This window comes from Sphingobacterium detergens (assembly GCF_003610355.1).
Classification (GTDB): domain Bacteria; phylum Bacteroidota; class Bacteroidia; order Sphingobacteriales; family Sphingobacteriaceae; genus Sphingobacterium; species Sphingobacterium detergens.
Genome location: NZ_RAPY01000001.1, coordinates 1 through 12,959 on the forward strand (window position 1 = coordinate 1; position 12,959 = coordinate 12,959).

Annotated in this window: 10 protein-coding genes and 1 tRNA gene; 4 read left to right on the forward strand and 7 right to left on the reverse strand. The window is 41.4% G+C overall.

Annotated elements, in window-relative coordinates; all coding sequences use genetic code 11:
* Nucleotides 1–22 precede the first annotated feature (22 nt).
* The 4 genes from DFQ12_RS00005 to DFQ12_RS00020 all read right to left on the reverse strand — a co-directional run bounded on the left by DFQ12_RS00005 (nt 23) and on the right by DFQ12_RS00020 (nt 4,035).
* A tRNA-Lys gene (locus DFQ12_RS00005) sits at nt 23–95 on the reverse strand.
* Between the two features lie 142 nt (nt 96–237).
* Nucleotides 238–516: a lipopolysaccharide assembly protein LapA domain-containing protein gene (locus DFQ12_RS00010; RefSeq protein ID WP_120256992.1), complete on the reverse strand. Its 279-nt coding sequence runs from the start codon at nt 514–516 to the stop codon at nt 238–240.
* A gap of 87 nt (nt 517–603) precedes the next feature.
* On the reverse strand, nt 604–3,471 hold the full coding sequence (locus DFQ12_RS00015; RefSeq protein WP_120256993.1) for a heavy metal translocating P-type ATPase: 2,868 nt from the start codon (nt 3,469–3,471) through the stop codon (nt 604–606).
* A 264-nt stretch (nt 3,472–3,735) separates the two neighbouring features.
* Nucleotides 3,736–4,035, reverse strand: a complete 300-nt coding sequence (locus DFQ12_RS00020; protein WP_147420296.1) for a hypothetical protein — start codon at nt 4,033–4,035, stop codon at nt 3,736–3,738.
* Nucleotides 4,036–4,237: 202 nt separating this feature from the next.
* Between DFQ12_RS00020 and fbp the strand changes: the two genes are divergently transcribed.
* Both fbp and DFQ12_RS00030 read left to right on the forward strand, forming a co-directional pair.
* Nucleotides 4,238–5,245, forward strand: a complete 1,008-nt coding sequence (gene fbp / locus DFQ12_RS00025) for a class 1 fructose-bisphosphatase (protein WP_120256995.1) — start codon at nt 4,238–4,240, stop codon at nt 5,243–5,245.
* Nucleotides 5,246–5,363: 118 nt separating this feature from the next.
* A complete protein-coding gene (locus DFQ12_RS00030; RefSeq protein WP_167457156.1) occupies nt 5,364–6,812 on the forward strand; it encodes a L,D-transpeptidase family protein in 1,449 nt (482 codons plus the stop codon).
* A 55-nt stretch (nt 6,813–6,867) separates the two neighbouring features.
* Here DFQ12_RS00030 and DFQ12_RS00035 read toward each other — a convergent pair whose 3' ends face one another.
* On the reverse strand, nt 6,868–8,457 hold the full coding sequence (locus DFQ12_RS00035; RefSeq protein WP_120256997.1) for a DUF3943 domain-containing protein: 1,590 nt from the start codon (nt 8,455–8,457) through the stop codon (nt 6,868–6,870).
* A 169-nt stretch (nt 8,458–8,626) separates the two neighbouring features.
* Between DFQ12_RS00035 and DFQ12_RS00040 the strand changes: the two genes are divergently transcribed.
* Nucleotides 8,627–10,159, forward strand: coding sequence for a SulP family inorganic anion transporter (locus DFQ12_RS00040; RefSeq protein WP_120256998.1), 1,533 nt, complete (start codon nt 8,627–8,629; stop codon nt 10,157–10,159).
* Between the two features lies 1 nt (nt 10,160).
* Here DFQ12_RS00040 and DFQ12_RS00045 read toward each other — a convergent pair whose 3' ends face one another.
* A complete protein-coding gene (locus tag DFQ12_RS00045; protein WP_120256999.1) occupies nt 10,161–10,751 on the reverse strand; it encodes a methyltransferase domain-containing protein in 591 nt (196 codons plus the stop codon).
* A 239-nt stretch (nt 10,752–10,990) separates the two neighbouring features.
* On the opposite strand from DFQ12_RS00045, the gene DFQ12_RS00050 reads away from it, so the two are divergent.
* Entirely contained in the window at nt 10,991–11,875 is an 885-nt protein-coding gene (locus DFQ12_RS00050) for a bestrophin family protein (protein ID WP_120257000.1), read from the forward strand.
* Between the two features lie 118 nt (nt 11,876–11,993).
* Here DFQ12_RS00050 and DFQ12_RS00055 read toward each other — a convergent pair whose 3' ends face one another.
* A complete protein-coding gene (locus DFQ12_RS00055) occupies nt 11,994–12,878 on the reverse strand; it encodes an NAD(P)-dependent oxidoreductase (RefSeq protein ID WP_120257001.1) in 885 nt (294 codons plus the stop codon).
* Nucleotides 12,879–12,959: the final 81 nt, after the last annotated feature.

The following is a 12,959-nucleotide window of genomic DNA, read 5'->3' on the forward strand; positions in this document are numbered from 1 at the left end:
TGCGCTTTTTAATACTAATCTGTGATCCCGCTGGGATTCGAACCCAGGACCCATACATTAAAAGTGTATTGCTCTACCAGCTGAGCTACGGAATCTTACTTCTTTGTTTTTGAACTATCGTTCCTTGTTTGAAGTGATGCAAAGATAGGGTTAATCCCTATTCCTCGCAACTATTTATGTGATAAAAATGCCTTTAATGTGTTTAAACCTTCATTTTTAGCTATTTATTTTTTATCACTAAGACAAAAAATCGCGATCTTCATCGGATAATGTAGATTTAGGGGCCTGATTGTCGTCTTCTGATTGATCAAATGCCGCCGTGTTTTCCTGCTGTTTCGTCTTTTTACCACTTTTTAGGAGAAAGGCAAAGAGTACTCCCATTGCGAAAAATGTCAATAGGAGTTTCCATAATGCTACTTTGCTCTCCACAAAAAGATCAATATTGATTGTTTGCGGGTTTTTGACACAAACTAGCGTTACGATAACCGATAGAAGTATTAAAAGTATATTACGCATAATTAATAATGATAAATATATGTCATTAAGAATAGCGAATATAGTTAATTATCTATTTTCGTTGCTATCAAGCGCCTTTCTTTTTGTTTACTTCTTATCTACTTCTATTGTTGCACGGTTTAAGCGTAGTGAGTTTAAAATCACCGAAACGGAACTAAAGCTCATTGCAGCAGCAGCTATCATTGGTGATAACAGGATGCCAAAGCTGGGATATAGAAGCCCTGCAGCCAAGGGAATGCCCAAAATATTATAGATAAAAGCAAAGCCTAAATTTTCTTTAATGTTTCGGAGAAGTTTCTTACTCAGTATTTTGGCTTTAGCGATGCCTATTAGATCTCCCTGTAGCAGGGTCAGAGACGCACTTTGTATCGCTACATCTGTTCCTGTTCCCATAGCGATGCCAATATCGGCTTGCGCAAGGGCAGGAGCATCGTTAATACCATCACCAGCCATTGCCACAATATGTCCTTGTTCCTGTAGCTTATGTATTTCCTGTAATTTATCCTTCGGTAATGCATTTGCTTTGAAATGTTTGATGCCGACCTGCTGGGCTACGGATTTTGCCGTGTGTGCATTGTCTCCAGTAAGCATAATTACATCTACATCATGCTGAAGCAGGTAGTGAATGGCCTGTTTGGAAGAGGTCTTGATCTGATCGGAGATGCTAAAGTAGCCAAGTAAATCACTTCCTTTTGCGAGATAGGAAACAGTTTTGCCATTGGATTGGGCTGACTCGACAGCTTTTCGTATTTCGTCTGGAATGATCACCTGCATGGATTCCATCAACAATTGATTACCGAGGGCAACCAATTGGTCGTTAATATGCCCCTTGATACCTTGTCCGGCAACGTTTTCGAAGTCTGCAACCTGTTGTTCTATTTTATTTCCTTCCTTTTTTGCCCGATCAATAATAGCCTGCCCGAGTGGATGGGTGCTGTTGCTGTTGAGGGCGGCGGCTAAGGATAATATTTCGTTGATACCGCTCTTAGCGGTGGGTTGAATGTCATCAACGGTGGGTTTGCCTTCAGTGATTGTTCCCGTCTTGTCTGTTAATACAACATCAACCTTGTTCATTTTTTCTAATGCACTGGCATCTTTGATCAAAATACCATTTTTGGCTCCCTTGCCGACACCGACCATGACGGACATCGGAGTTGCCAGACCAAGCGCACAAGGACAAGCAACAATAAGCACTGCCAATGCATTGGCAAAGCCATAAGCCAATGATGGCGCAGGACCCCAGATCCACCAGGCGGAGAATGTCAACAATGCGATAACGATCACAATTGGAACAAATATTTCAGATACTTTATCTGTGAGACGTTGGATTGGAGCTTTACTTCTGCTGGCATCATTGACCATCTGAATGATCTGAGCCAATAAGGTGTCTGAACCAATACGTTCTGCTTTCATGAGAAAACTTCGTTCACCGTTGATGGTTCCGGAACTGACCTTGTCACCTTCCTGCTTTTCGACAGGTAGAGGTTCGCCTGTCAGCATGGATTCATCAATGCTCGTCGTACCATTTGTAATCTGTCCATCGACAGGGATTTTATCTCCGGGTTTTACTTTCAGCGTATCACCGATCTTAATCTGATCTACTCCAATTTTTACGTCGATACCATTTTCGACCCGGGTAGCGTCAGAGGGGCTGAGTTTAATGAGCTCTTTGATTGCTGAATTGGTTTTGGAATGGGCTTTGGCTTCCATCACTTGCCCAAGGAGAACCAATGTTAGGATAACAGTAACGGACTCAAAATATAATGCGATATATCCGTGATGATTTTTTAGATCAGCCGGAAATAACTGCGGGAAAAACAGGCCAATAATACTATATACGAACCCCGCACCAGCGCCAAGGGCAATCAAGCTAAACATATTCAGACGCCAGGTTTTAAAAGAAATCCAACCGCGTTGGAAAAATGACCAACAGGTATAGAAGACCACCGGCAGGGATAGAAATAATTGTATCCAGCCTGACCAATCCGGTGGAATTACTTTACCGATCGGATTACCGGGAAGCATTTCTCCCATGGATAGTATAAATATCGGAACTGTAAACAGGATGGATAGCCACAGTTTCATCCGGAGATCTCTATAGGTCCTATCATCGTCGGTATCATTTCCTCCAGCGATAGGGACAAGATCCATACCACAGATCGGGCAGCTTCCAGGATGATCCTGAACAATTTCGGGGTGCATCGGACAGCTGTATTGTGTGCTTTTGGTTAATTCGGGTACTTTCTCCAAGTTCATCCCACAAACTGGACAGTTGCCCGGTTTATCATAGAGCTTGTCGCCCTCACAATGCATGGGACAGTAGTATTTTCCCGCTGAACCCGCTTTCTGTTGATTGGGTTTTGCAGCGGCAGAATGGTCGTTGTGGGCATGTTTATGCTGGTTATGGTCGTGACCATGTTGTACCGATTCATGTTGGTGATGGTCATGATCCTGTGCTTCAGATTGATGTTGTTGTCCAGCATGATTATGTTCCTGCATAATGGATTCATGCTGCTGTTCCTTCTTTTTCTGTGTGACAACTGTTGGAGTTTGGTCTGCGCTGTGCCTATGATCAGGATGATGATGTTTGTTTTCATTATTTTCCATCGGTACAAGGTACATCCCACAAACAGGACAGCGTCCCGGTTGATCGTAGGTTTTATCACCTTCGCAGTGCATAGGGCAATAGTACTTGCTTGATGCAGATAGCTTTGGTTGTTCCGTATTTGGGGTTTCTTGTACAGATTTATTCAGTTCGCCAATATGATAATTACCTAATTTAGCGAGGGTCTCCTGTAGTTGTTCTGTCGGAATTTCTATTGCAGATTCTATTGTCAGTAGCGGTGGCTCTAGCGTAACTTTAGCCTGAACTTCAGGAAGCTGATTGATAGCATTCTCAATTGTTGTTCTACACCCGTCACAGGACATGCCTGAAAGTTTATATTGGTATTGCATAGCATTTTGTTGTACAATAAATTTAAGGGTTATTGCTTGGGTAATGTTATACTTTTACACTGTTTATTTGTAATATTTCAAAGCGTATATTCCGTCCTTTCGGAAAGAAAATCAACCTGTTGGATAAACGATGATCTCGATACCACACCTAAAATAAACAAACAAAGTGGGCTATTTGTTTAGCGTGATAATACCCAACGAAACAGGAGCGGGGACAGGGAGGATAGGGGTGAGTTAAGTTGTATTGGGGACCAAAGTCGGCTTTTAGGAAAGCAGCATGGCTTCTGGATGCTTCATTAAGCTCTGGACAGTTAGTTTGCCTGCTAACAATGCTTCGTGAAAAGGTGATGGAACCATTATTTTAAAGGTTTTACGCGCTGTTTTAACGAAAAAAAGTGCACCATGGCTGACCTGCTTATCGTCAATAATCAACGTATGTTGCGTAACAAGTTGGCTGCCTAGTTTTTCCTTTTCAACGAGCTGTATAAGTTGTTGCATTGTATCAATCTGTTTTGCCAAAATTACCAAATACTTATCATTTTTTAGTTTTTTTTTATTTGGCAATATTTAGAAGATATCTACTTCTGGCTGAGCTTTGTTATCTTTTTGTAGTTGATAATCGTTTTAGCAAATGAAAGTTTTCAAGGAAATGCGCAATCGATTGCGTATTTCGTCTGCTAAAGTTTAGCTGAACAGGGGTTTGACTTTGCTAAAATATGTTTTACTTTTTTAGCTTTGTGCAACAAATATCCAATAAAACACTATTATGAGTGGTATAACAACACTAGGTCAATTTATTATTGAAAAACAAGCCGATTTTCCATACGCGAAAGGCGAGCTGTCCAGACTCTTGCGTGATATCGGAATTGCAGCAAAAATTGTTAACAGAGAAGTCAATAAGGCTGGATTGGTTGATATCCTGGGGGATGCAGGTCAAACCAATATTCAGGGGGAAGGGCAGAAAAAGCTGGATGTGTATGCTGATGAGCAATTTATTAAAGCGCTCCAAAGTGGGGGCGAATGCTGTGTGGTTGCTTCTGAGGAACATGAAAATCCAGTTTACATGCAGTCTGGAGTTTCTAAAAATGCAAAATATATTGTTTGTATAGATCCACTGGATGGTTCGAGTAATATTGATGTGAATGTTTCTGTGGGTACCATTTTTTCGATTTACCGTCGGCTTTCGGATACCGGAGTATCGTGCAATAGCAATGATATTCTGCAACATGGAACTAAGCAGGTTGCAGCTGGATACGTAATTTACGGAAGTTCAACGATGTTGGTCTATACCACTGGAAAGGGTGTGAATGGGTTTACATTGGATCCTTCGATTGGTGAATTCTGCCTATCACATCCCGATATGAAGATTCCCGAAGCTGGCCATATTTATTCGATCAATGAGGGAAACTATTCTAAATTTCCGAACGGCGTTAAGCAATATATCAAATACTGCCAAATGGAAGATGCTTCTACCCAGCGCCCCTACGCGTCACGTTATATTGGCTCTATGGTTGCCGACATTCATCGTAATCTATTGAAAGGAGGGATATTTCTTTATCCAACCACCTCTGCCCACCCGAATGGTAAACTGCGATTGATGTATGAGTGTAATCCGATCGCTTTTATTATTGAACAAGCCGGAGGTAAAGCGACCAATGGATATCAACGTATTTTAGATATTGAACCAAAGACATTACACCAACGAACGGCAGCTTTTTTGGGGAACTCCGAGATGGTCGAACTCCTCGAAGATTTCCTGCAAAAACAGCAGTAATTCATTCTGTAGTGATTCAATGACAGGTAAAATTCGTTTGCCAATTAGAATTATTTATCTTTGTGATCAGAAAATGGCTTCATTATTGCGAAGCCATTTCTTTTTCATTATTTGTCGTATGTTACGTATTTTAGTTTTTATTTCCTTCGTTTCAATTGTATTTTTTTCCTGTAAAGAGAATCCACCGACTTATGGCGATGTGCTCGCAAACGGTTTTGAGCAAAAATCCTATAAAGAATTTGATACGACGGCCTATCTGAAGGTATTCCATGAGGTGTACGGTAAACAGAAGTCCAAATTGCATAATCCGAGTTGGATGAAGGAGTTATCTGACTCTACCGAGGGGATGACTTTAATCGCTGGCCATCTATTCGATGGTAGTATTGATACGCTATTGAATTATTTTGAACAAAGCGAAAAACATGGGATTCGTAGCAGTTACTTTCATACAACAGAGATCAAGGAAACTTTATTTTCTCTTCGCAAACTGAAGCCTAAGGATGTAGCGGAATCTTATCCGCTTCTGGCCAAATTGGATCTTTTAGGGACAGATGGCTTAGTGGCTTATGTAAGCAGTATAAAATATGGTGTAATCAACCCAAAACGTTTGTATGGGAGGTATTTTGTTCCTCAGAAACGTATGAACTATGCTGGCGTCGTGCATCTATTGGATAGTGTGGAGATTGGACCATTAATGGCTGGAATTCAACCAAAAAACCAGTATTACATTCAATTTCAGGATTTGTTGGAAAACGGTAACCTGGATAATGCGCAAAGAACGAAAGTATTGATGGTGCTTGAAAAATTACGGTGGATGGGGGAGTCTTTCCCCGAGAAATATGTTATTGTCAATATTCCTGAACAGAGACTACACATCATGGAAGACGGAAAAACCAGCCAATTGATGAATGTGTGTGTTGGTGAAACGGATAACCCGGCATATACCCGTAAAGGTGAAAACCATGAAACTCCGGTCATGCAGGGCATCTTGGATGCCATGCAGGTCAACCCTGTATGGAATATCCCGAGTAGTATTGTGAAAAAAGAATTATTGGCAAGTGTACGGAACAATCCCAACTATCTAGCTTCACGTAATATGGTGGCATATTATAAAGGAAAGCAGGTGGATCCCAGTACCGTAAATTGGCAATCCGATTCGGTGGAGAAATTCCGTTTTAAACAAAATCCGGGTTCAGACAATTCGTTGGGTAATGTGAAATTTTTGTTTGAAAATGCTTATTCGATCTATCTCCATGATACGCCTGCCAAACAAATGTTTGGACAGACTAACCGCGCTGTGAGCCATGGTTGTGTGCGCGTTGAAAAACCCGTAGACCTGGCCGGTTACCTGGTCAATAATGAAAAGCAGGCTGAGAAGATTGCGAAAGAGATTACAACGGATTCTATCACCAAGTCGCGTTGGGTAACACTGAAACGTCAGATGCCTGTATACCTGACTTATTATACCACCTGGCTTGACGATGATGGTAAAATGGTTTCTTATCCAGATATCTATGGGTATGACCCACGTCTGAAGGAGGCGATGAAAAAATATTGGACAAATTAAAAAGAAGACCTAACCGGAAGACGGTTAGGTCTTTTTTCTAATCGTTTGGTTTGTCTTAGTATTCGGAGTTGTAGGCTAGAGCCAAACGGATAAAAGGATAATCTTTATTGACATTGTTATGGTCTTGGTAATGGCCTTCAAGTCTAAAATATCCGGAGTAAAGGTTGACCCCAAAGTTTTTCCAGATCCGCACAGATGCACTGGTGGATGCGGTATGAAGATAGTGGTGAGATTTGTTACCACTGATTGTGACGAAATATCCACCACGGTAATCTATACCAAATTTGAAGCGATTGAGCGTACTTAGTGTTGCTGATGCCCGGACATCTGCTCCAGGGCCATAATCGTAGGTACGACTTTCGCCAAAATGAAGATAGGGATCCGGTACTGCGGCCAGTACGACTGGACCACCACCCAGAATGGTGGTCAACTTGGTCCGTTTACTGATGTTATAATTGGAAAAAATATTGTAATTGATACTTTGTGATCCATAATAGAACGCTTCATTACGCAAAAAGTCAAAATGAGCGGAGACGATACCACGATGTCGGCCTGTTAAATTGGATAATATTCGATTTCCATAGAGAGAAGCGTAAACATTAACTGCATTGACCATAGAACTGTCATCTGATCCAATCTCAAGATTTAGAAAGAAGTCGTCAAATGGTTTCTTTTTATCGACATCATCGTTGTTGTAAATCAGTTTAATGCGCGCGTAGATATCATTCTTTCCCCGGCTCAGGACATTATGCTCCTTGGCATCAAATCTGCGGATCCCCAACTCCACTTCGGTATGGACCAAAGAACTGTCAACCACGGCACCTTTGGTTGTATTTCCCCAACGGCCATCGAGCAGCCGATTTAAGCCATTCATCGGATTGATCAACATTGCCAAAATTTCCTTTTTATTACGTTGTCCTTTTGTAAGGCTTGGTCTGGCGAGCACATGGTGTGAAAGACGATGAGTCATCTCACCGAGAATTGTTCCACCAAAACTGGTATTGATAATATCGTTGATCGAAGGCGGCTCTGTCTCACCTGCTGTCTCCCAGATGTAACTTCCGGCAACTGTCGCGAGCGTAGACTGTAGGAAACTAAAATTGTTGGATCGGAATGAATTGAAATAGAACTGACCATGGTAAGGGTGGGCGATCTGATTTGTAGCAAAGAGATTGTCATCCCATGTCCAAGCGGAAAACTTCAAATGACTGAAGAAATTTTTGAAGGAAATATGGGAGACAGGATCTTTCCGTATGAAATAATTGACTGAAGCAGGTATGGCCTGAATAGAAAACCATTCGATTCCAGCCCGCAGAAAGTCTTTCTTTTGATAATTTACGATACTATCGGGTAATTTGGCATTGATCCGATCGGAAATCCATTTCGTCTGGTGCATGGATACGGTGATGCTATCCATCAATTTTTTTTTGGGGCCTATAGGAATTATGCTGTCTGTTGATGATTTTAGCTGCATGCTGTCTGCTAGCAATGAGGGATTTAAGATTGAAAATGGTACGACAGACTGACTTGTATAAGTGGTTCCGCTAGCTGTGGAATTAGCAAAGCCCAAGCTTCCAAAAAGGGTAGTAAATAGATTTATAAATAAAAATAAAATAGAGCGATATGTACCTAAATGTTGTTTCATAAGGGTTAATATACTGTTTTGCAATAAAACTTGTAATGAATAACAAATAGTTGCTAAAAGTGTTTTTAGGATTGTGATTTCTTTGTGTTTTAGCTGCGCATAGCTTGCTGATTTGCGGTACGGATTGTTACCTTTGCAGGGCTTTATTACTGTTCAACTGATTTTTGATATGAACAATACCTTTGAATTTTTTAATGTGCGATCCGTCAATTTTAAGAATGAGCTATTTGCTGGTTTGACGGTTGCCATGACCATGATACCGGAATCACTTTCATTTGCAATATTAGCGGGCTTGCCTCCTCTGACGGGGCTTTATGCGGCTTTTTTAATGGGGCTTGTGACAGCTGTTTTGGGAGGAAGACCGGGTATGGTATCTGGTGGGGCCGGTGCAACTATTGTCGTTCTGATGGCGCTTGCAGCAAGTCATGGTATCGATTATCTTTTCGCCGCTGTGGTCCTGGCAGGTCTATTGCAATTTTTGGTCGGTCTTTTTAAATGGGGTAAATTTGTTCGACTGATTCCGCAGCCTGTTATGTATGGTTTCTTGAACGGATTGGCGATTATTATTTTCATGGCGCAGGTTGTCCAATTTAAAGTGAGCAGTGGAACAGGCACAGCATGGATGTCTGGGCCGACACTATATATTATGGGGGGACTTACATTGTTAACGATGTTGATTGTGATCGGTTTTCCGAGGCTGACAAAAGCAATTCCCGCGTCGTTAATCGCCATTTTAGTCGTTTTTGGTCTGGTTTCCCTGCTGGGTATAGAAACCAAGAAGGTCGTGGACATCGCTTCAGTCAGCGGATCACTGCCACATTTTCATCTGCCCAATGTTCCCTGGAATTGGGAGACATTGCAATTGATCTTTCCATATTCCCTAGTGATGGCTGCTGTGGGACTTGTTGAGTCTCTTTTAACCCTTAATATGGTTGATGAAATTACAGCTAGCAAGGGGGACGCAAATCGCGAGTCCATGGCGCAGGGGATTGCAAATGCGGTTAACGGATTTTTTGGTGGAATGGGGGGATGTGCCATGGTGGCCCAGACGCTGGTGAATCTGAATGCCGGTGCACGGACCCGACTATCTGCTTTTATCGGTGCCATAACAATCCTGGTGATTATCCTGGTCGGTGCTCCTTTTATCGAGCAGATTCCGATGGCGGCACTTGTCGGGGTGATGATGATGGTTGCGATCGGAACTTTTCAATGGGTAAGTTTCCGGATCATCAATAAATTTCCGAAATCAGATATTTTCGTTGGTATTCTTGTTGCTGGAATAACAGTGTTATTGCACAATTTGGCTTTAGCTGTACTTGTTGGTGTCGTCGTGTCTGCATTGGTTTTTGCCTGGGATAATGCAAAACGGATACGGGCCAGAAAATACCTCGACCAAGATGGCATAAAGCATTATGAAATATATGGTCCTCTTTTTTTCGGATCTACCGCCAATTTTTTGGATAAGTTTGATATCTCTGAGGATCCCGATCGCGTCATTTTGGATTTTAAGGAAAGCAGGGTGGTGGACATGTCTGCTGTGGATGCGTTAAATAAAATCACGGAGCGGTATGCCGCACAACAGAAGAAGATAGAGCTTTGGCACCTCAGTGAGGATTGTCGCTCTTTACTCAAAAATGCCGAGGGAATCGCTATCGTTAATATTATGGAGGATCCGACTTATCAGGTGATGCCTGGTAAATAAGCTATTTCTTCCTTAATGCAATGAAAAGCTCACTACCTTGTCGTTGAGGTATGCTGTTAAAACAGTTCTCCATTTTTAAAATATCAAAGGCTACCTGAAACAGTCGTTGATATTCCGTTTTGTTTCCGCCAAAGGGTGGCCCAGCTGATTCAAATGCTCTGTTAAACAATAAACCTGCAAGAATACCATGTGGATGGAGCAGATCGGCCATTTTGTTACTGTATTTTTCACGTAGAATCGGATCTAATGCACAGAAAAAAGTCTGCTCGAGAATATAATCGTATTTTTCGCCATGTTCAAAAAAATCTTCGCAGATAATCCGGATCGGTGCAGTTTCACCAAACTCTTTTTGAACCTGATTGACTAATGTTGGTGCGATATCAAGTAAAGTGATATTTTTAAACCCTTTGTCAAGTAGCGCTTTCGCTTCGTATGCATTTCCACAGCCAGGGATCAAAATAGAAGCCTCTTTGGGAATCACCATTTCCGCATATTCGATTAATGCCGGTGAGGCATAACCGATATCCCATCCGGTCTCCCTGTTTTTATAGCGATTGTCCCAATATTCTTTATCCAAATCCAATATATCCATCGTATTATACACTTGTTAAATCAAGCGGACACAATTTAAGGAAATCTTGTGTAATACGGCATTATTTTTGTTTTTTACCTGAAAATCTGTCCATAAGATTCGTAATAATCTCAATAGAGATGATAAAAAATAATTCGCTTTATTGTAGGTTTTTAACATTTTGTTTTTAGTCTTTTAAAACAAAAAAACAACTTTCGGATTTATATGATGTATTATTTCAACTAAAGAATGATTGTTATATGTTACTTAATAGGAGGATCTCTGTCTCATACTTCTTAAAAACCATTCAGACTGATCTGGTTCGAATTGTATTTTTTGGCTGTCTGGTGGGCCTACTGGCAAAACACAAAGACTTTCTTACATTGGAAATTCCCTTATCGTTAATTGCCATCGTTGGTACAGCCATATCGCTTTTGTTGGCTTTTCGAACTGCGCAATCTTACGATAGGTGGTGGGAAGCCCGTATCGTTTGGGGCGGAATTGTCAATGATTCCCGTAGCTTAATTCGTCTTTTGCAGACTTTTATCAGTAAAGATCAGGACATCCATCTAAAAATGTTTGTTGAAAGACAGATTATATGGAATTATGCCTTGAGTGAATCGCTGCGAAAGGAGCCGTATTCAAAAAGGGTAAGCGACTATTTGGAAAATTATCAAATCAAGGACACCAATGCTGTTTACGGAATTTTAAATGCGCATGGAAAGCATTTGCGTTTATTGGCCCAAGAGGGGTTGATTACTGAATTTCGGCAGGTTGCTGCAGACGAGATTCTAACGCGGTTTTCGGATTCAATGGGGCGATGTGAGCGCATAAAAAATACGGTTTTTCCGGTGTCCTATGGTAAGCTGATCCATTTTCTGATTTATCTATTTGCGCTCTTATTACCCTTTAGTCTGAATGATGATGTTATCTTGGTCAAAATGATGCTGACGATCGGAATTCCCATTATTTTTATTATTATTGAACGTACTGCCATCTTAATGCAAGATCCTTTTGAAAATAAACCCATGGATACGCCGATGACAACGATCTGCCAGACCATTGAGATGAATCTGTTGGAGGCTATTGGCGAACCTCCTCCGAAGCCAACGGCACCTGCCGAGGAATTCTATTATATTCTTTAATCGGTTGGTCGTAAATTTTAGTTCTAATCGTATAGCTTTATTTCCACAATTGGTTTCATAAAGCTATCCGATGATAACGTTTTTGTGTTGAGCCACTTTTAGGTGGTCGGGCTTCTGGTTATCGCGGTGTCCGCAATGTCTTAATCACAGCAGCAAATTCTTCCTGTTCATAGCCCGCATCTTTTGCTCTTTTGAGCCAATTTGCCGCAAATTGGGGAAATTCACTATTTATTCCACTTAATTTTGCTGTTGCAAGGATTCTTTCTGTTGCCTCTACAGAGATGGCAAGTGGACTTTGGGAAAGCTTAAAATCTCCGCTACTGATGACTGCACCCTCATGCTTTAAAAATTCGCCCATTCCCGGAGCAATTTCTGCGATGATATTGCCATATTCCCTGACGTCGAAATTTTCCGATTCGGCAATTAAAGCACCATGTAGAAAACCTGCTGCTGCACCATAGATATAGGAGAGTGTAGCGGTATCCATGGCTGCCGCAGCACCAATATTTTCCCCTAGATATTTTAGATTTCCACCCAGAATTTTCAATGTATCTTCGATTTCCAGATATTTTCCGCTATTGCCCGAAAACAATATTGTTGTATCGGGCTGTGCCATCTGTTCTGGCGCCACCTGTATCGCTCCATCAAGGTAGCCGGCAGTTTTACTGTTAAACCAGGTTTCGCTTAAACGTGCCTCCTGCGATGTACCAGTAGTCAATTGCACAATGAGTTTGTCCGCTAATGCATTTCCCGTTTCGATTGATGAAAAAAGATCATTCGCTACCGCATAGTTATGAACGATAACAATACTCACTGGACTCGCCTCAATGGCCTCGCTGATGTTTTTTGCTAATCGAGCACCTTCTCTTACCAGTTGATCTGCTTTAGCTGCTGTTCGATTGAATACATTGACCTGAAAACCTTTTTGTAGATAGAGCTGCGCTATTTTTATACCCATCGGACCTAGGCCGATAATGCTGATTTGATTTTTCAATGTTTCCATGTGTTTCCTTATTTATTTTTATACAACAAATATGAGGACAAGCTGGTACGTTGACAATAAGGGAAAAAGGATTCACCCAGG